General features: G+C 70.0%; 18 protein-coding genes and 1 tRNA gene. 14 read left to right on the plus strand and 5 right to left on the minus strand.

The window, feature by feature from the left end; genetic code table 11:
• Window positions 1-84: 84 nt before the first annotated feature.
• Complete coding sequence (locus DQE82_RS06755; protein ID WP_030500698.1) at window positions 85-441, plus strand: STAS domain-containing protein; 357 nt, start codon at window positions 85-87, stop codon at window positions 439-441.
• A gap of 10 nt (window positions 442-451) precedes the next feature.
• Here the strand turns inward: DQE82_RS06755 and DQE82_RS06760 are convergent, their stop codons facing one another.
• On the minus strand, window positions 452-1,720 hold the full coding sequence (locus DQE82_RS06760; protein WP_113972223.1) for an MFS transporter: 1,269 nt from the start codon (window positions 1,718-1,720) through the stop codon (window positions 452-454).
• Window positions 1,721-1,769: 49 nt separating this feature from the next.
• Between DQE82_RS06760 and DQE82_RS06765 the strand changes: the two genes are divergently transcribed.
• The 7 genes from DQE82_RS06765 (at window position 1,770) to DQE82_RS06795 (ending at window position 6,724) form a co-directional block, all read left to right on the plus strand.
• Complete coding sequence (locus tag DQE82_RS06765; RefSeq protein ID WP_064448388.1) at window positions 1,770-2,453, plus strand: FadR/GntR family transcriptional regulator; 684 nt, start codon at window positions 1,770-1,772, stop codon at window positions 2,451-2,453.
• A 40-nt stretch (window positions 2,454-2,493) separates the two neighbouring features.
• On the plus strand, window positions 2,494-2,964 hold the full coding sequence (gene mscL, locus DQE82_RS06770; protein ID WP_043327441.1) for a large conductance mechanosensitive channel protein MscL: 471 nt from the start codon (window positions 2,494-2,496) through the stop codon (window positions 2,962-2,964).
• Between the two features lie 77 nt (window positions 2,965-3,041).
• Window positions 3,042-3,290, plus strand: a complete 249-nt coding sequence (locus DQE82_RS06775; RefSeq protein ID WP_026268772.1) for a hypothetical protein — start codon at window positions 3,042-3,044, stop codon at window positions 3,288-3,290.
• 29 nt (window positions 3,291-3,319) lie between these two features.
• Window positions 3,320-3,685, plus strand: coding sequence for a hypothetical protein (locus DQE82_RS06780; RefSeq protein ID WP_113972224.1), 366 nt, complete (start codon window positions 3,320-3,322; stop codon window positions 3,683-3,685).
• A gap of 234 nt (window positions 3,686-3,919) precedes the next feature.
• Window positions 3,920-4,213 carry a hypothetical protein gene (locus DQE82_RS06785; RefSeq protein ID WP_069088721.1) on the plus strand — a complete coding sequence of 98 codons (294 nt, stop codon included), beginning with the start codon at window positions 3,920-3,922 and terminating at the stop codon, window positions 4,211-4,213.
• Entirely contained in the window at window positions 4,210-4,833 is a 624-nt protein-coding gene (locus DQE82_RS06790; RefSeq protein ID WP_113972225.1) for an RNA polymerase sigma factor, read from the plus strand. Before DQE82_RS06785 ends, DQE82_RS06790 begins: the two co-directional genes overlap by 4 nt.
• Window positions 4,820-6,724 carry a GGDEF domain-containing phosphodiesterase gene (locus DQE82_RS06795; RefSeq protein WP_113972226.1) on the plus strand — a complete coding sequence of 635 codons (1,905 nt, stop codon included), beginning with the start codon at window positions 4,820-4,822 and terminating at the stop codon, window positions 6,722-6,724. The genes DQE82_RS06790 and DQE82_RS06795 overlap by 14 nt, the downstream gene beginning before the upstream one ends.
• Window positions 6,725-6,731: 7 nt before the next feature.
• Here the strand turns inward: DQE82_RS06795 and DQE82_RS06800 are convergent, their stop codons facing one another.
• The gene (locus DQE82_RS06800; RefSeq protein WP_113972227.1) at window positions 6,732-7,946 is read right to left on the minus strand and encodes a benzoate/H(+) symporter BenE family transporter; all 1,215 of its coding nucleotides are present in this window, start codon (window positions 7,944-7,946) and stop codon (window positions 6,732-6,734) included.
• 57 nt (window positions 7,947-8,003) lie between these two features.
• On the opposite strand from DQE82_RS06800, the gene DQE82_RS06805 reads away from it, so the two are divergent.
• From DQE82_RS06805 to DQE82_RS06825, 5 genes are all read left to right on the plus strand, one after another.
• Window positions 8,004-8,567 carry an XRE family transcriptional regulator gene (locus DQE82_RS06805; RefSeq protein ID WP_113972228.1) on the plus strand — a complete coding sequence of 188 codons (564 nt, stop codon included), beginning with the start codon at window positions 8,004-8,006 and terminating at the stop codon, window positions 8,565-8,567.
• A gap of 93 nt (window positions 8,568-8,660) precedes the next feature.
• Window positions 8,661-9,380 carry a PP2C family serine/threonine-protein phosphatase gene (locus DQE82_RS06810; protein ID WP_013283512.1) on the plus strand — a complete coding sequence of 240 codons (720 nt, stop codon included), beginning with the start codon at window positions 8,661-8,663 and terminating at the stop codon, window positions 9,378-9,380.
• A gap of 52 nt (window positions 9,381-9,432) precedes the next feature.
• Complete coding sequence (gene eis / locus DQE82_RS06815) at window positions 9,433-10,632, plus strand: enhanced intracellular survival protein Eis (RefSeq protein ID WP_113972229.1); 1,200 nt, start codon at window positions 9,433-9,435, stop codon at window positions 10,630-10,632.
• 39 nt (window positions 10,633-10,671) lie between these two features.
• Window positions 10,672-11,421 carry a ZIP family metal transporter gene (locus tag DQE82_RS06820; protein ID WP_030500687.1) on the plus strand — a complete coding sequence of 250 codons (750 nt, stop codon included), beginning with the start codon at window positions 10,672-10,674 and terminating at the stop codon, window positions 11,419-11,421.
• Window positions 11,422-11,573: 152 nt separating this feature from the next.
• The gene (locus tag DQE82_RS06825; RefSeq protein ID WP_113972230.1) at window positions 11,574-12,725 is read left to right on the plus strand and encodes a hypothetical protein; all 1,152 of its coding nucleotides are present in this window, start codon (window positions 11,574-11,576) and stop codon (window positions 12,723-12,725) included.
• A gap of 421 nt (window positions 12,726-13,146) precedes the next feature.
• Here the strand turns inward: DQE82_RS06825 and DQE82_RS06830 are convergent, their stop codons facing one another.
• Both DQE82_RS06830 and DQE82_RS06835 read right to left on the minus strand, forming a co-directional pair.
• On the minus strand, window positions 13,147-14,229 hold the full coding sequence (locus tag DQE82_RS06830; protein ID WP_113972231.1) for an NAD-dependent epimerase/dehydratase family protein: 1,083 nt from the start codon (window positions 14,227-14,229) through the stop codon (window positions 13,147-13,149).
• 37 nt (window positions 14,230-14,266) lie between these two features.
• Window positions 14,267-14,566, minus strand: coding sequence for a hypothetical protein (locus DQE82_RS06835; RefSeq protein ID WP_064448380.1), 300 nt, complete (start codon window positions 14,564-14,566; stop codon window positions 14,267-14,269).
• Window positions 14,567-14,697: 131 nt separating this feature from the next.
• On the opposite strand from DQE82_RS06835, the gene DQE82_RS06840 reads away from it, so the two are divergent.
• A tRNA-Lys gene (locus DQE82_RS06840) sits at window positions 14,698-14,769 on the plus strand.
• Between the two features lie 1,882 nt (window positions 14,770-16,651).
• Here DQE82_RS06840 and DQE82_RS06845 read toward each other — a convergent pair.
• Window positions 16,652-18,181: a P-loop ATPase, Sll1717 family gene (locus DQE82_RS06845; RefSeq protein ID WP_113972380.1), complete on the minus strand. Its 1,530-nt coding sequence runs from the start codon at window positions 18,179-18,181 to the stop codon at window positions 16,652-16,654.
• Window positions 18,182-18,526: the final 345 nt, after the last annotated feature.

Below are 18,526 nucleotides of genomic sequence, written 5' to 3' on the forward strand. Positions count from 1 at the left end.
ATCGACCGCACCCGTGACCGCTCCCGTTCTGCGCGGCGCGCCCGTCGTGGGATACCGTTTCCCCCGAACACAGGAGGTCGACGAATGTCCTTGACGGTGCACACGGAACAGCGCGGCGACGTGGTCGTCGTGTCGGTCGCGGGCGAGCTGGACATGGCCACGGCACCGCAGCTGCAGGACCAGATCACGGATCTGCTGGACAAGGGGCGCAACCGCCTGGTCTTCGACCTGGCCGAGGTGTCGTTCTGCGACTCCACCGGCCTGTCGGTGTTCGTCCGGGCGAAGAACAACTGCGACGAGGCCGGCGGCGTCGTCCGGCTGGCCGCTCCGCAGCGCGGCGTGCTGCGCATCCTCGAGGTCAGCGGGCTGGTCGAGGTGCTGCACACGTACCCGACCGTGGAACAGGCCGTCGCGGGCGAGCCCACCCCGACCTCCTCCTGACCGGTTCCGCTCAGCGCTCGTCCTCGATGTAGCGGGGACGGGCGATCACCATGCCCGCCGCCGTCTGCACGGCGAGCGCCACCAGCAGGAAGCCGATCGGGGCGGTCCAGCCGCCGGTCGCCTCGTAGAGGATGCCCACCAGCAGCGGCCCGAGCGCCGCGATGACGTACCCGGTGCTCTGCGCGAACGCGGACAACGCCACGGTCCCCTCGGCGGTCCGGGCGCGCAGCCCGATCGTGGTCAGGATGAGCGGGAACGCGCCCTGGCCGAGCGCCAGCAGCAGCACCCACAGCGGCGCCAGGCCGTGCGGGGCCAGCGCCAGACCGGTGTACGCGGCGGCGGAGAACACGGTGAGCGACAGCACCAGCGGCCGGAGCGTGGCCAGCCGGCCGGCCAGCGTCGGCATCATCAGTGCCACCGGCACGCCCAGCGCGGTCACGCCGGCGAGCAGCAGCCCCGCCGCCTCCGGGCGGTACCCGGCGTCCCGGAAGAGCTGGGCCAGCCAGCCCATGATCGCGTACCCGCTGAGCGACTGCGCCCCGAAGTAGACCGCCATGGCCCAGCCGAGCCGGGTCCGGGCGGGTTGCACCCGGGCCGGGGTGGCGACGGCCACCGCCGGGGGCGCGGCCCGTCGCGCCGCGCGGGCCCGCAGCGCCAGCGGCACCCACGGGAGTACGGCCAGCGCGGCCAGCCCGGCCCAGACGCCGAGTCCGGCCCGCCAGGAGCCGAAGGCGTGCGCGACCGGCACCGCCGCGGCGGCGGCCACCGTCGTGCCCACCGTCAGGGCCATCGTGTACGCCCCGGTGACCAGCCCGGTGCGGTGCGGGAAGTGCTGCTTGACGAGCATCGGCAGCAGGATGTTCGCCACCGCGATGCCGGCCAGCGCGAGCGCGCTGGTGGCCACGAAGACCGCCGCCGAGCCGGTGAGCGCGCGCAGCACCTGCCCGACGGTGAGCGCCAGCATGGCGAGCACCAGCACCCGGGGCGCGGCCCAGCGGCGGACCAGCCACGGGGTGAGCGCGCCCAGTCCGGCGAACGCGATGGTGGGCAGCGTGGTGACCAGGCCGGCCATCGCCCCGGAGAGGCCGAGACCGACCCGTACCTCGTCGAGCAGCGCGCCGAGGCTGGTCACCGCCGCGCGCAGGTTCAGCGCGACGAGCAGCATCCCGGTCAGCACGAGCAGTCCGCCTCGGACCGCGCGGGGCGCCGGGGTGGGGAGGGCCGCGGAGCCGGCGCCGGGGGCGGGCACTGTCGCGGCGGGCGCGGGTGGCGGAGTCATGACCTCGAACCTACAATCATGGGATGAATTTCGGCACGAGGTGTAACCGGTGACACCCGCCGTGGATTCCGTCGTCGTGCCGCCGCGCGGTCACCGGGTCCGCCAGACCATCGAGCAGCTCCGCGAGCGCATCCTCGGCGGCGAGTGGCCGGTGGGCGGGCGCATCCCCACCGAGCCGCAACTCGTCGCCGAGCTCGGCGTGGGCCGGAACACGGTCCGCGAGGCGGTCCGGGCGCTCGTGCACGCCGGGGTGCTGGTGTGCCGGCAGGGCTCCGGCACCTACGTCGTGTCGACCGACGAGCTGGCCCCGGTGGTGGCCCGCCGGCTCACCGACGACCGGATGACCGAGGTGATCGAGGTCCGGCGCGCGTTCGAGGTGGAGGCCGCCCGGCTCGCCGCATTGAGGCGTACCCCTGAGGACCTGGTGGCGCTCGACGGCGCGCACGCGGCCCGGGAGGCCGCGTGGCGCGGCGGCCGGGTGGACGAGTTCGTCGAGGCGGACGCCGCGCTGCACACGGCAGTGGTGGCGGCCGCGCACAACGCCATGCTGGCCGAGCTGTACGCCTCGGTCGGCGCCGCGCTGCGCAGCACCGTGGCCCAGGCGATGGGCGAGGCGCTGACCCCGGAGCGGTACGTGGATCACGGCCGGCTGGTGGAGGCGATCCGGGCCGGCGACCCGCAGCGGGCGGCGATCGAGGCCGGTGCTTTTCTCGAAGGGCCCGCCGGGGCATAGGTTGTCCCCGACGCAGACTCATCAGGGCACGGGAGTACGGATGCTCAAGGGCTTCAAAGACTTCATCATGCGCGGCAACGTCGTCGACCTGGCGGTCGGTGTCGTCATCGGCGCGGCTTTCACCGGCGTGGTGACCCAGCTCACCAAGTCGTTCCTGGAACCGCTAGTACGCGTGTTCATCGTGTTGATCACCGGCAACGAGGACGGGATCGGCGGCTCGACGCCGTCCTTCCGCGGCGTCGCCTTCGACTGGGTGGCCTTCGTCAACGCGCTGATCACGTTCGTGCTCACCGCGGCGGCGCTGTACTTCCTGGTCGTCTACCCGATGAACAAGCTCGCCGAGCGCCGCAAGCGCGGCGAGGAGCCGCCGCCGTCGGCCCCGAGCGAGGAGGTCAAGCTGCTCACCGAGATCCGTGACGCGCTGCTCGCCGGCAACCACGGCACCCCGGGCCAGCGCAGCGCCCTGGACGACGTGCTCGGCCGCCGGCAGGAGCCGCCCGCGCCGCGCTGACGCCATAGCCGATCGGCCCCCGCGACAATCTCGCGGGGGCCGACGTGTATCGAACACATGTTCGATAGAGTCCGGGCATGGAGCAGCGTAGGCACTGGTGGAACGGGAAATGGGGACGCCTCGCCCGGCGTGACGTCTTCCTCCGGGTGGACGGCGACCGCTGGCACGTCGAGCAGCGGGCCGGCGGCGCCGAGGGGGTTTCCCGGTTCTACGAGCACGCCAGCGTCGAGGAGGCGGAGGAGACGGTCCGGGCGCTGCTGGACGGCACCGACACGTGGCGCGAGCTGTCCCCCCGCCCGCCGGGCGGCTGGGCCCCGTCCGTTTAGCGCCCGCGCGACCCGGGAACCGCTGCAGTATGAGCCAGCAGCAGGACACCGTCTCCCGGGTCACCACCGGCATGCGGGTGGTCGACTCCGCAGGCGTCGAGGTGGGCACAGTCGATCTCGTCCAGCGCGGCGACCCGGCCGCGGTGACCGTGCAGGCGCCCGCGCCGGTCGACCCGGGCAGCAGCCTGGACGAGCTGATCGAGTCGGCGGCGGTCGAGGAGCCGGACGTGCCGGCCGACCTGGCCGCACGGCTGCTGCGCGACGGCTATCTCAAGGTCTCCACCGGCCTGGTCCACACCGGCGCGGTCTACGTGCTGGCCGACCGGATCGCCTCGGTGGGCGACGGCGCGGTACGCCTCACCGTCCCGGCCACGGAGCTGCCCGCCGAGGAGTGACGCCCGCCGAGGTGATGGATTTGTCACCCGCAGTAATAGGTGATCAATGCAAGTTGCCCGGAAAAGCCGCCCGTCAATCCCCTTGCGCAGAGTCCCAATGCCATGACTTTGCGCTTTAATCGCTGATGAACGACTTGATCGTTGATCTTCAAAAACATTGCGCGTGTTCTGGTATCTACATCGGCCTCTCGCCACGGATAGTAATTGGCGAACCAAGGGGGCCGAGGGGGAACAATGAACGAAGCGCTGGCGGAACCGCTCACCGGATATCAGGTGGTGGCCGTGGCCACTGCCGTCGCCGGAGTGGTGGCGGGCCTGGTGCGGGCCTACGTGGCATACCGCGCCCGGATGAACGAGGAACGCGAGGCGACAACACGCACCACAGCGCGGGTCACGTGGCTGATCCGGCTGGCCGAGGCGGACCATGACGTCGTACGGATCGTGGAGCGCGATCGCGACGGGCATCGGGAGGTCGAACTGGGCGGGCGCGCTGCGTCGAAGCCCGGCCCTGTCGAGGAGGCGGCGTGACAGACATCAAGGGCACCGCCGCTCTCACACCGGATCCCGACGACAACGACGCTCTGCGCGAGGCGGAGGCGGCCCGCCTGAAGGCCGTTCACGACCGGGAGTTCGCCGAATTCACCGAAGGCTCGTACCACACCGTGGAACGGATTCTCCGGGCGAGATGCCGGGACCGTCAGGCGGTGGAGGACGCGCTTCACGAAGCCTTTCTGCACGGTCGGGTCGAGTGGTCCAAACTCCGCGACCACGTCCGGCCGATCGGGTGGATCGTCCGTACGGCGCGGTTCAAGATGCTGAAGGATCACGACCGACGACTGCGGGAGGCCGCGGTGGCGCCGGAGGACCTGCCGCCGTCGTCCCACTCGGACATCGCTGACGCGTGGGAGGCGCAGGAGACGCTGCGCGGCTGGTTGCACCAGTTGCCGGTACGGCACGCCGAGGTGTTCCAGATGTCGAAGGAGGGCTTCTCCAACCAAGAGATCGCCCGCATCCTCGGCCTGACCGAGAACAGCGTCCGCTCCTACAAGGCCGCCGCCAAGAAGGAGCTGTGCGAACTGGCCGAGAAGGCCGGCTTCACCCGCTCGGAGAGCGAGCGGCGGCAGGGGGCCGGCCGTGGATCTCGATGACATCCTGGCGCTCGCCGAGACCACACCCAGCCCGTTGGAGCTCGCGCGCGCCCGCCGGGTGGCGCGGACCGTGCAGAGCCAGCACGACCTGTCCCTCGCCGAGGGCTACAAGATCATCGTCGACACCGACCTCGCCGATCCCCTTACCTGGGACGCCGACGAGGCCGTCCGGGTCACCCGCGCCGCCCAGTTGGCGAAGCAGGGCACCGTCACCTGGCTGCCCGGCAACCACGACGCGGAGCGCTTCGAGCGGCTCTCCTGGTCCGACGAGATGGCGATGATCGTCGGGCACGCGCCGGGAACGCTCCGCCTCACCCCGCGGACGCTCGCCGACCTCGTTCATCCCGCCGATGTCGAGCGCGTCCTCGCCGCGGTGCGGACGGCGTGGGAACAGAGCCGCCCCGACGAGATCGGCTTCCGGGTGGTCCAGCCCGGAGGCAGCGTCCGCCACGTGTACTGCCACCTCGAGATCCTCACCGACGCGGGCCGGCCGGTCGGCGTCATCGCCACCGGCGAGGACATCACCGCGCTCGAACTCGCCCGCCAGGAGCAGCGCCGGCTCGCCGTACGCAGCCGGATGCTCGGCCCCGACCCGGCCGTCCGGGACGTGCTCACCGGGCTCCAGACCCGCGGGTACGTGATCGACGAGGTCGACCGGGCGCGGCGCACCACCGGCGGCGCCCTGATCGTCGTGGCGACCGAACCGGCCACCCGGCTGCCCGACGCGCTGACCGACGAGGACCGCGACCAGGTGACGGCGGAGATCGCCCGGACCCTGCGCGCAGTCGCCGGGGACGGCGTCACCAGCGGGCTGGTGGGTTCCGGCTCGTGGGGGCTACTGCTCGCCCCCCGGGACGACGCGGGGAAGGCCGAGGCCCTGGCCGCCCGGATCGTGGACAAGTTCCGGAACCATCTGTTCAGCGTCCGGCAGAAGCCCCTGCGGCTCAACACCTCGGCCGGCGTGGTCCATTTCGACAACGACATCCCGGACACCGGCTTCGACCTTCTCGTGGACGGCGAGCACGCGGCCCGCGACGCGCACCGCAACGCCACCGCCGTCAAGGTCCTGGAGCGGCCGGTCGCCGAGCGGGAACGTACGGACCGGTGCCGCCGCCGGATTCACCGCGCCGTCTCGGCCAACCGGTTCGCCCTGTACGCCCAGCCCATCATCGATCTCGGGCTCAATCAGGTGGCCCGTCACGAGATTCTGCTGCGCGTTCGCAGCGACACCGGTGAACCGGTCGCGCCGTGGGCCTTTCTCGACATGGCCGAGCGGGTCGGCGAGATCCTGTCGGTGGACAAGTGGGTCATCGACCACGCTCTGGAACTGATCGGCCGCGGGGCACAGACCTCGCATTACCAGGTGAACATTTCCGGGAAGTCGCTCGCCGACCCGGGACTGCTCGCTTTCGTGACCGGGGCGATCCACCGGCACCACGTCAAGCCGGAATGCCTGACGTTCGAAATCACCGAGACCGCGCTCATCGAGAACCGCAACGAGGCGCTGGCCTTCGCCACCGGAATCAGAGAGGTCGGCTGCCACCTGGCGCTCGACGACTTCGGCACCGGATACGGCGCCCTCGCCCAGCTCAAATACCTGCCGGTGGACCTGGTGAAGATCGACGGCGCGTTCATCGTCGACCTGTGCCGGTCGCCGGCCGACCAGGCTGTGGTGTCGGCGCTCGTCGAGCTGTGCCACACGCTCGGCATCCGGGTCGCCGCCGAGTACGTCCAGGACCAGGAGACCCTGGATCTCCTGCGCGCCGCGGAGGTCGACTTCGCGCAGGGCTACCAGATCGGGCGACCGGAACCGATAACTGTGGGCCAGGAGGAGGTGCAGAGCATCGAACTCGAACTGCGGCTCCCGCCTCAGCAGACCGCCATGGGATGACCGGTCGTCACCCGGCCCGGCTGGGAACCGGCGGGGCGGGTTCCGCCTCGGGCGACCCGGCCGGCGGGGACGCGGCCGCGCGGCGGCGGAACAGCAGCAGCATCAGCCAGCCCGCGACCAGTCCCCAGAACGCGCCGCCCACCCCGAACAGGCTCACCCCGGAGGCGGTGACCACGAACGTCACCACCGCCGCCTCCCGCGCGTCCGGCTGGGCCACAGCCGCCGCGACAGCCCCGGCCAGCGCGCCGAGCAGGGCGAGCCCGGCGACGGCCTCGACCAGCACCGGCGGGGAGAGCAACACCAGTGTGGTGGCCACGCCCGCGCCGAGCCCGAGCAGCGCCAGCCCGATCCCGGCGGTGACCGACGCGATCCAGCGCCGTTCCGGGTCCGGGTGGGCGTCCGGCCCGGCCGCCAGCGCGGCGGTGATCGCGGCCAGGTTCACCGCGTGCCCGCCGGCCGGAGCGCCGAGGGCGGTGGCGAGCCCGGTCACCCGCAGCGCCGAGCCCAGCGGGGCCCGATAGCCGTAGCCGGCGAGCACGGCGGTGCCGGGCACGTTCTGGGCGGCCATGGTGACCAGGAACAGCGGCAGGGCGAGCCCGACGACGGCGGGCAGCGTCCAGGCCGGCGCGGTGAGCGCGACGACCGGTGCGGCGTCCATCCGGGCCGGGCCGGAGGTGGTGAGCGCGATCGCGACAACTGCCACGGCGAGCGCGCCGGGTACCGCCCAGCGGCGGGCGAACCGGTGCAGCAGGAGCCAGACCAGCACCACCGGCCCGGCCAGCCGGGGCACCTCCACGAGGGCGCGTACGGGCGCCGTACACAGCGGCAGCAGCACCCCGGCGAGCATGGCGGAGGCGATCGGGGCGGGGATCGCGGCGACCGCGCGGCCGAGCGCGGGGATCAGCCCGGCGGCGACGATCAGCAGGCCGGCGAGCAGGAACGCGCCGACCGCGGCGGGCCAGCCGCCGGTGACCGGCCCGGTGGCGACGAGCAGCGCCGCGCCCGGCGTGGACCAGGCGATCGACAGTGGCAGCCGGTGCCGCAGGCCGAGCCAGACCGCGCAGGCGCCACTGGCGACGCAGAGCGCGAGCAGGCCGGAGGCGGCCTGGTCCCGGTCGGCGCCGACGGCGCGCAGCCCGGCCAGGACGACTGTGAACGAGCTGGCGAAGCCGACCAGGGCGGTCACCACGCCGGCCAGGACGGGTTGGAGCCGACCCCCCATGCTCTCCTCCTCCGCCGTTCCGTTTACGGAACGGCACGGTGTAGCACGATAGCCCTCATGACAGCCGCCGCACCACCCGATGACCGGGGCGCCCGGGAGGTCGGCCGGCGCATCCGCTCGCTCCGCACCGAACGGGGCATCTCCCTGTCCGAGCTGGCCCGCCTCGCGGGCGTCGGCAAGGCCACGCTCTCCGGCCTGGAGAACGGCGTGCGCAACCCCCGGCTGGAGACCCTGTACGCGATCACCGCGCAGCTCGGCGTGCCGCTGACCGCCGTACTCTCCGCGCCCGAGCAGGCACCGACGGTACGCGGGGCCGCTGTCGGCGCCACGCTGCTGGAGGTCTTCGGCGACCGGGAGGCGACCTACGAGCTGTACCGGATGTGGGTCACCCCGGGTCCGGCTCAGCTCTCCCCCGCTCACTCCAGCGGCGTGACCGAGCACGTCACAGTCTTCTCCGGCGTACTGCGCGCCGGCCCGGTCGACGCCCCGCTCACCGCCGGTCCGGGCGGCTACCTGCGGTGGGTCTCCGACGTGCCGCACACGTACGCGGCGGTGGGCGAGGAGGAGGTCCACGCGAGCCTGCTGCTGCGTTATCCTCGACCGTCCACACCGGACAGTTGACGCATACCCAGGATGCAAGCGGATGACATTTCTTTCAGCAGACCCGCCACCGCGTAGAGACGCGGAGCCGTTCTTCTTGGCAAGCTTGTCCTCATGACGCTCATCCTCCGCTCGGCCATCCTCAACGACGTCGGCCTCGTCCGGACCAACAACGAGGACTCCGCCCTCGCCGGTGACCGCCTCGTGGCGGTGGCCGACGGCATGGGCGGGCTCCCCGCCGGCGAGGTGGCCAGCGAGATCGTCATCCGGATCCTGGACGAGCTGACCCCGCCCACCGGCGCCGACGAGGCGGCCGACGCGCTGCGCGCCGTGGTCAGCACCGCCAACCAGCGCATCCGCGCGGCCATCACCGTCGACCCGGCCCGCGACGGCATGGGTACGACGCTGACCGCCGCCCTGCTCGCCGGGGACACCCTGGTGCTCGCCCAGGTCGGCGACTCCCGCTGCTACCTGCTGCGCGACCACGAGCTGACCCAGCTCACCCGCGACGACACGTTCGTGCAGGCGCTCGTCGACCAGGGCGCGCTCTCCCGCGACCAGGCCCGCCACCACCCGCAGCGTTCGCTGGTCACCCGCGCGGTGCAGGGCTCCGACGCGCCACCCGCCGTCGGGGCGCTCACCGTGTTCCCCGGCGACCGGCTGCTGCTGTGCAGCGACGGCCTCTCCGACTACGTGGAGGACGCCGCCATCGCGGCGGCGCTCGCCACCTACGGCGACCGCCAGCAGTGCGGCGAGCAACTGGTGAAGCTGGCCCACCAGGCCGGCGCGCCGGACAACGTGACAGTGGTCATCTCGGACGTCACCGAGGCGTGAGTCGGCGTCCTTTCCGGTTGCGGAGCGCGCCCGCTGCGGTTGGGATGAACGGATGCACATCCGCCGGCTGGCCGCCGATGAACGACTGACCACCAGCTTCCCGCTCCAGGCGTACGCGTTCGAGGCCTCGCCGATGGGCGCCTCCCGGACCGACCAGTTCCGCGCCTACCTGCCGTACAACGCCGGGAACACGACACTGGTGGCCGAGGAGGACGGCGTCACCGCGGCGGCGGTCTCGGCGATCCCGATGCGGCAGAACCTGCGCGGCGCGGTGCTGCCGATGGCCGGTGTCGCGGGCGTGGCCACCCACCCGCTGGCCCGCCGGCGCGGACACGTCCGCACGCTCATGCACCAGCTCCTCGACGGCATGCGGGACGAGGGGCAGCAGCTCAGCGCGCTGCACCCGTTCCGCGCCTCGTTCTACGAGCGCTTCGGCTACATCGGGCTGCCCCGGCGGCGTACCGCTGTCTTCTCCCCCGCGGACCTGGCGCCGCTGCTGCGCGCCGAACTGCCGGACGAGCTGGTCTGGGAGCGGATCGGCACCGGCTATGCGCGGTGGCGCGCGTACACCGAACGGTGCCTGCGGGAACGGCACGGCTTCGCGGTCTTCCCGGACTTCCGGGCGGTCGGCCTGCGCGACCGCGACGACCGCTGGCTGGTCAGCGTGGTGCGCGGCGGCGAGACGGTCGGCGCTGTCACCTACCGCATCGATGACCACGCCGGCACGCTGCACGCCGACGACCTGCTCGTCGACGACCCGTACGCCCGGGCGTCGGTGCTCCAGTTCTTCGCCCGGCACGTCGACCAGGTGGCCCGGATCAGCGTCCAGATTCCCCCGGACGAACTGCCCGAGCTGTGGCTCACCGACCTCGACGTGCAGGTGGAGGCGAGAGTGGCCCGGCCCGACCCGACCGCGCCGATGGCCCGGCTGCTCAGCCTGGACGCGCTCGCCGACCAGCCGGTCGGGGTGGGCCGGGTGCTGATCGAGCTGGTCGGCGACCGCTGGCTCGCCGGCCGGCACCTGCTCGACGGCACCACCGGCAAACTGGCGGTGCTGCCCGCGCAGACCACCGCCGAGGGCGGCGTGCCGACCGCGCGGCTCACCGCCGCCGGGCTGTCCGCCCTGGCGTACGGCGTGCTCGACCCGGCCGAGGTGGTTGTACGCGGCCTGGGCGACGTGCCGGTGGACGCGGCCGGTGAGCTGCGCCGCCTTTTCCCCCGCGAACTGCCGCACCTGTTCGCCGACTTCTGACCCGGTTGGCGGCACGCGGCCGGGGGTAGGGTCCAGCGCGTGCCGGAATGGCTGGAAGCGGGATTCTGGGGCCTGCTCGCCGGGTCGGCCCTGCTGATCGGGGCGGCCGTCGGGTTCTTCGCGCGCGTACCGCGCCGGACGACCGCCTCGGTGATGGCGTTCGGGGCGGGCGTGCTGCTCTCCGCCGTCTCGTTCGAGCTGATCGACGAGGCGCACGAGCAGGGCGGCCTGCGGCCGGTGGTGATCGGCGCGGCGATCGGCGCGCTCGCGTACACCGGGGCGAACGTCCTGCTGGCCCGGCACGGCGCGCGGCACCGCAAGCGCTCCGGCGACGAGCAGCCCTCCGAGCGGGAACAGCCCGGCTCGGGTACGGCGATAGCTGTCGGCGCGCTGCTCGACGGCGTACCCGAATCGGTGGTGATCGGCGCGAGCCTGCTGGCCGGCGGCCCGGTCAGCCTGGTCACCGTCATCGCGGTGTTCCTCAGCAACGTGCCGGAAGGGCTGTCCAGCGCGGCCGGCATGCGGCAGGCCGGGCGCACCCGGCGCTACGTGTTCGGGCTGTGGACGGCCATCGCGTTGATCTCCGGCGCGGCGGCGCTGGCCGGGTACACGCTGCTCGGCGGCGCGCCGCCCGAGGTGCTGGCGACGATCACCGCGCTCGCGGCGGGCGCGATCCTCGCGATGATCACCGACACGATGGTGCCGGAGGCGTTCGCGGACGCGCACCTGCTGGTCGGGCTGATCACCGTGCTCGGCTTCCTGGTCGCGTTCGCGCTGTCGCACGCCTGACCGTCGCGCGCTTTGCCGGGGCCGCTGCCTGCGGGCGCGCGGCCGCTCGCTGCGGCTGCGGTGGCGGCTGCGGTTGCGGCTTAGCGGCGGGTTAAGGATCGGCTGTGGAGTCGTGCCGGGGCGACCGGGCCTCCTAGCATCGGGCGGTGCGCGTGAAGTCGGCTGTCACTCTCCTCGTCCTCGCCCTGGCGACGGCGACGCTGCCCGCCTGCGGCGACGATCCGGCCCCCGCACCCGCCGCCGACCCCGGCTCGCCGGCCGGTCCGGCAGCCGCCCCGTCGCCCTCGCTCTCCCCGAGCGGGCGTTCCGGACTCGGCAGCGCCCGGCCGAGCCCCACCCCCGCCACCGTGGCGTTCCGCGCCGGCAACCCCGCCGGCCGGGCGAGCGTGCCGGCCGAGGCGCGTCCGGTGGACACCTCGCGCCCGACCCGTACCGTCGGCAGCGGCACCCCGGCGAGCTGCACCTCCGAGGCGGTGGTGAAGGCCGTCGCGGCCGGCGGCGTCATCACCTTCGACTGCGGGCCCGCGCCGGTCACCATCACCATGAAGGCCACCGCCAAGGTGGTGAACTCGCACGGCCCGCGCATCGTGCTGGACGGCGGCGGCACTGTCACGCTCAGCGGCAGCGGCAAGCGCCGCGTCCTCTACATGAACACCTGCGACCAGGCGCAGGGCTTCACCACCTCGCACTGCCAGAATCAGGACCACCCGCAGCTCACCGTGCAGAACCTGACGTTCGCCGACGGCGACTCCACCGGCGAGCGGACCGAGGGCGGCGGGGGCGGCGCGATCTTCGTCCGGGGCGGGCGGTTCAAGGTGGTCAACTCGCGGTTCGTCGGCAACCGCTGCGACCGTACCGGCCCCGACCTGGGCGGCGCGGCGCTGCGCGTGCTCAGCCAGTTCGAGAACAAACCGGTGTACGTGGTGAGCAGCACCTTCACCGGCGGGGTGTGCGCCAACGGCGGGGCGCTGAGCAGCATCGGCGTCTCCTGGACGGTGCTGAACAGCGTCTTCCGGGACAACCGGGCGGTCGGCACCGGCGCGAACCCGGCCCGGGGCGGTACTCCGGGCGGCGGCAGCGGCGGCGCGATCTACTGCGACGGCAACGAGTTCGCGGTGCGGATCGCCGGCACGGTCATCGAGGACAACAGCGCGAACGAGGGCGGCGGCGCGATCTTCTTCGTCAGCAACAACCGCACCGGCACGCTGCAGATCGACAACTCGACGCTGCGCCGCAACCCGAGCAGAGGCTTCGAGACAAAGGGCCACCCCGGCATCTTCTTCCTGGGTGCCCAAATCTCCTGACCCCCTCCCTGCCCCGCCCCGCCTCGCCCCGCCTCGCCCCGTCGATCATGAAGTTGGCGGCCTCGCCATCGGCGTGTCGCGCCGCCAACCTCATGATCGCCGCCTGACCAGCCAGCTCGCGCACGCTGCCCTCACCCCGCCTCGTCGATCATGAAGTTGACGGTCCCGATGTCGGCGTGTCGACCCGCCAACTTCATGATCACCGGCCAGTCCTCCGCCCTACGGCCCCCGCCCCACCCGCCCCACCCGCGCACCTGCCCTTCAACTCGGTGATCAAGGAGTTTGGGTTCCAGTTGATCTCTGCGCGTGACACAAACTCCTTGATCAACAGGGCGGGGTGGGGCGGGGTGGCGGGGTGGGGCGAGGGCGGGGCCGACGCCGGAGCGGATGGGACAGCGGCGGGCAGCGGCGAAGGGTGGGATCAGTAGGGGTTGGGGTGGCCGGGGAGGTGGCCTCGGGTCAGGGCTGCGGGGCGGCCGGGGAGGGTCGGGTCCGGGGACAGCGGCGGGGAATCCGTGCCGGCTCTCGTGGCCATGCCGGTGAACAGGTCCTTCAGGGCGGTCACCGTGTCGACCGCCGGGGTCCAGCCGAGTTCGGTCTCGGCGCGGTGGCTGGACATCAGCGGCACGTTCAGCGCCAGGTCGACCCAGCCGGTGTCGACCGGTTGCAGCCGCGCCCGCCAGGTCAGCGCCGCCGCCGCGCGCAGCACCGGCGTCGCCACCGGCACCGTCCAGCCGTGGAAGTGCCGGGCCACCAGCTCCGGCGTCAGCACCGGGTCGGCCGCCACGTTGAAGGCGCCGCTCGCATCCCCCAGAACCGCCCGGGCGTACGCGTCGGCCACGTCGTCGGCGTGCACCGCCTGCATCCGCAGTCGCTTGTTCGACGGCACCAGCGGAATGCGGCCGAACCGGAGCAGGCGCACCGGCGCCAGCGGGCCGAGGAAGTAGCGGCTGATCTCCGTACCGGCCTCCCGCTGGAAGATAAGCCCCGGACGCAGCCGTACCAGCCGCAGCTTCGGGTGCTCCCGCTGCACACCGTCGAGCAGCGCCTCCACCTCCGCCTTGTCCCGGCTGTACGACGACGTCTCCACCCCGGTCGCCGGCCAGTTCTCGCTGACCGGATGGTTCTTCGGGCCGGGCGCGTAGGTGCCGACCGATGAGGCGTACACCAGGGCCGGAACGCCGACCCGGACGGCGGCCTCGATCACCGCGCGGCTGCCGCCGACGTTGGTCCGGTAAAGCGTGCGGCGGTCGTGGCTGGGCTGGATCTGCCAGGCCAGATGCACCACCGCCCGCGCGCCGGCGAAGATCCGCACGAGCTGGTCGGCGGCACCCGGCGCGCCGATGTCGCAGGAGTGCCACTCCACGTCGGCGTACGGCTCACCGGCGTCCGGCCCGGGCAGCCGGCGCGCGACGCCCACCAGTTCCGCTTCCGCCTCCCGCCGCAGCCGGCGCAGCACGGCCGTCCCCACGTTGCCGGTCGCTCCCACGATCACGATGCGCATGTCCGGTGCGGTACCCGCTGAACCGGGCAGCAACCGCTCACGGACGGGGGTTCGTGCGCACCCAGCCCTTCTCCCGATCGCGGCGACCCGACGTGGCGGCCAGGCAGCGCGGGCAGACCCAGCCCTCCGGATCGGCCTCGGTGAGCACGTCGATGCCGGAGTAGTCGAACGGAACGTGCGGGAAGCGGCGCAGGCGGGTACGGCTCAGCGGCAGCCCGCACAGCGTCTGGTTCTGGCCCGGCAGCCAGGCGTGCACCTCACCGCCGGGCCGGCGTACGCCGTCGGCGCCTGGAACCTCGCGGGAGGCCGCGACGGCGGCGGTGCTGGTCACTCGCATGGTTGCCCCGGTTCCCCGGGCGGGGAGGTTCACGCCTCGCGTCCGGCGCGTCGCCTGGTTCAGGTCTGAAGATCGACAGGCGGTGGAAGCCGCGAGCTTAGGGCGGGCAGGTTCCGGTAACCTGAGCGGGCGGGCCGCTAGCTCAATGGCAGAGCTGTGGACTTTTAATCCATAGGTTCAGGGTTCGAGTCCCTGGCGGCCCACTCCGTTCCAGCTCAGCGGCCCTTTGCGGGCTCGCTGCTTTGTCAGCACGCCTCGTCGGCGCTAGATGGTGAGCGACTGGTGGACAGGACTGTTTCCTCATGAGGGGGTGGCAGGGACGGGAGACGAGGCCCCCGCCAGCCGGGGACGTCTGACTGCTGGAGTTCCTCGTGTCTCCTGGCACCGCCGATGAGAGGGCGGCTGACGCCGGAGGACGCGACCCTAGTTGAACCACCGGCCCGCTGATCGGTCATGTCCTTTCGAGGTCGCCGAGCGGACGATGGGGTCGGCACGGGCGAAGAGCCTGAAGTACCAGCACCCGACGAGTCGTCGCAGGCTTTCCCGTCCGTGGAGCTGCGCGATTCAGGCCATCATGGACAGCAGGCAAGACCAAATGGGGACATCAGCGGAATCAGCGAAGCGGCATGGGGGCGATGCGTTCGAGAGCCGGCGGGACGTAACGCATCACCGGCAGGACGATCGCTCGGCATCTCCGAAATCGATTCCAGCGATCCGACACGACGGCCGCGCTGGCGTTCTCGACGCGCGTCAGACCTAATGCATCTAGAGCGTGGGCTGCTATATCGACGCGCTGATTGCCACCGAAACCTCCCCGGAGACGGGCGCTCGACCTTCAATACATCGCGGCGAGAGTGCCGCGAGTCGACATCCTGCTCGGTTTCGGAAAAACTAGCTCCAAAGACGCTTCGCGGCCGGGGTCCTCGCTACTATCTGCGCAGCAAGGTCAGGAGTCCAGTCCTGACACCCCGCTGACAGGAAACCGTCTGCTGCAGATATCCACCACAGCGCCTCGCCAACCGCGATAGTTCTTAAGACCGATCCCTCGCTGAAGGGCGCACAAGTACGGGATAACAGCTTGCCCCAAGCCCAGGATAAGAATGCCCCACTCCCACAACGGTATTGTGTAGGCGGTGCCGCCTGAGCGCATGGCGGAACCTGGCACAATCTCCTCGGGGTTCTGCCGAGTGCGACTGGAGTAGCTAGCGTAGAACAGTCATGACTGGTCGCATCTCATAGATCGGCAAGACGACGAGGACCCGTCAACGGAAAAGTGCAACTACCGCCACAATCGCGCTCACTACTCCTGCTACGCCCGCCCAAATGGCCACTATTTTACCCATGTCTCGCTTCTGCTGCCGCCCTGCCTGCGCGCGCGTTAGGTCATTAAGCTCGATCCGATATGGGTCCGGCTTCCTGATTAAATAGAGTATTCGAGTGGGCGCCTTGATGCGCTCGAGAGTTTTGAAGAAGTCGCCGATAATTTTTCTGTCTTGATATTCATGTGGCAGCCGAAAGGTCAACTTCCCCCTCTCAACGTCAACCACTACCCGGCCGTGAGCGATGTCGAGAACCGCGACGGACCCAAAATCAACGTCTTCAAGGGCAACCTTTTCAATGAGCCCTCGGTGCCCCCTGTACCGAACGGAGACAACCCGGCTCTGCTCGTGTAGGCGCTCCCACACCAGGCGAGCCAGTCGCTCCAGGTCATCTCGATAGAGAATTACACCATCTACCCAAACTCGATCATTTGGGGCTATGATGGGCATATCTCGCCTCCCCATTCTGTGACGGTCGATGCTATCCGCAGACGCAGCAAGCGAGGCAGCGCCATGCCGGCGAGACCAACCCGAAATCAGCATGCGAGCGCCCCCTAGATCGGAGGCCGTAAGGTAGTGGCGCAGGCAGCCGCTCAACCCCTTCTCGCGGCCCGCCTACGACCGTTTCCTGCCTACAACCCACCACAGATCGCGCCAGTCGCCAAAGAGGTTGGCGCCCTGCATCTGACCGATCCAGGATCCTTGCCCGGCCGTTGGGCGTGCTGCGGCAGCAGTCTCAGATCGATCGACTGGGCCTCCAGATCCGCTATTCTACTTCCAAGTGCTCATCCTGCGACTTGGACATATCCGCACTAAACGCCTTCCCTTGGGTGATGTTCAGTCCACCCCTATAAAGCATTGGAATCTTATAGGTTGGTCCAACCTTCTCAAGAAAACCGATCGCGGTTAGGTAAGGAATGCCCTCATGAAAGTCGGGACCCAGGATGGATTCAAGAGTTTCGTCATTGTGCTCTGCCTTGCCATCTCTGAACCGTTCAATCAGATGAGCATTCTCCCCTGCCTCGGCCAGCAGTGTGTCCTCGACTCTCTGTGCGCTAAGCGAATCTAGCCCGCGCTTGACGGCCTCCGGCGAGATCAATTCACGCCGCTCGGAGCGCTTCACGGAGGAATTCCCATTGTAGGGCGTTAGGGGCTCACGGTCCTCTCGGCGAATCTGCGCCTCTCGCGCCTTTAGCGCAAGGTCGATGAGGTTGCGAGGTGGCCGAACGTGATTTCCGTCCCTGATCCTGCCGAGCATCCAAACCCATGTGGTCGGCTTTCTATCCCCCACGTCGACCTTCTCAGGGAAGATCCGATAGAAGACTTTTTCGGCATCGTCCGTCAAGGACAGCCCTGCATTCGTCATAAAGGCAGGAGATAGCCGTACTCGCTTGTGGAGAAGACTCAAGAGATCAGCCTCATCCCATACAATCTCCATCTTCCGCGCGTTCACGTGACTGAGATTGACGAAACCTCCGGCGATGATCCTGCGGAACAGGTCACGACGGACGAAGAGCTTAAGCCTTATGCAAGAAAATTCCTGCATGTCGAGGTAACTGCGGAAAAGCGCTCGCAGGACGGGTCGCTCCAGCTCCGGCGAGCCTTGGAAGGCCTCATCGAGCCGATCGACTACCAGCCAAAGGGTTATTCCCGCGCGGGAAAGGACCGAATCAAGTAGACGCAAGGCGTCCTCATGCCGCACAAATCCCGGAGAATCCTTGTCTTGCGAGCTTTCAAACTCTAGGCGACCGCCGACGAGCGGAAGACCCTCAGGCGTTATAGAAATCTCACCCTCTGCCGCCGACACCTGCCTCATCCTGCGAAGCCGATTAACTATCCGGGAGAATACGCCAGTCGCCGTGTCATCGGGAGAGCGGAGCTGGGCGCCCTTAAGCAAGGCATCCAAGCGGACCATGTCATCCGTATAGTCCCCTGCAGCGAGTTCCAGGATCCAGTTCCCAGCCAACGCTAAGATGTATGCTTTCCAGATACCAATGTACTGCGATTCAGTCTGAACTGCACCCTCGTTAAGTCGCTGGAAAATGGGCGATCCAGCAGCATTGAAAGCAGAGATAACCTCGACATCCCGCAGCTCAGGAATCTGCGTGTAACGAGTGCTGAGAATTCTATAGAGGGCACTCTTGCCCGTTCCCTTGTCTCCCGCAATAACGTCTGCCCTGTCCTCAATCAGTGCGCGGAACGTTTCAGTCTCAACGAAGTAGCTCTCTAGAAGCTTGTCATGCTCCGCCACAGATGACCCGAAGTCGAGCTGCTTCAGGAGTTGCTTGGCCTCCAACTTTTCTCCCGTCAAGTAGCAGGCGGATAGCTGACGGCCGGTACTGGTCGTCAGCAGCTCAGAATCTCGTAACGAGGGACGCACAGCAAGGGCCGGAACGGACCGAACCCAACACGCTCCTTGCGCCCAGGCAAGTGTCCGGCAGGGACGTGAATGGAGGTGTAATCTAGTGCTCGACTCCTACCTCGACCGAGCCGCCGAGGACAGCCGTGTAAGTTGGCCTGTGGTTGCACCGGCATCTCTCGGCTAGGCCAAGGAGGCCGCTCGTTCGACGCCGACCGTACAGTAGCGGTGTACGGCAGCCATGCCAGCCGAGAAGCACTTCAGCAGCCCGAATGACCTCGC

It is taken from the genome of Micromonospora sp. LHW51205 (genome assembly GCF_003315815.1).
GTDB lineage: Bacteria > Actinomycetota > Actinomycetes > Mycobacteriales > Micromonosporaceae > Micromonospora > Micromonospora chalcea.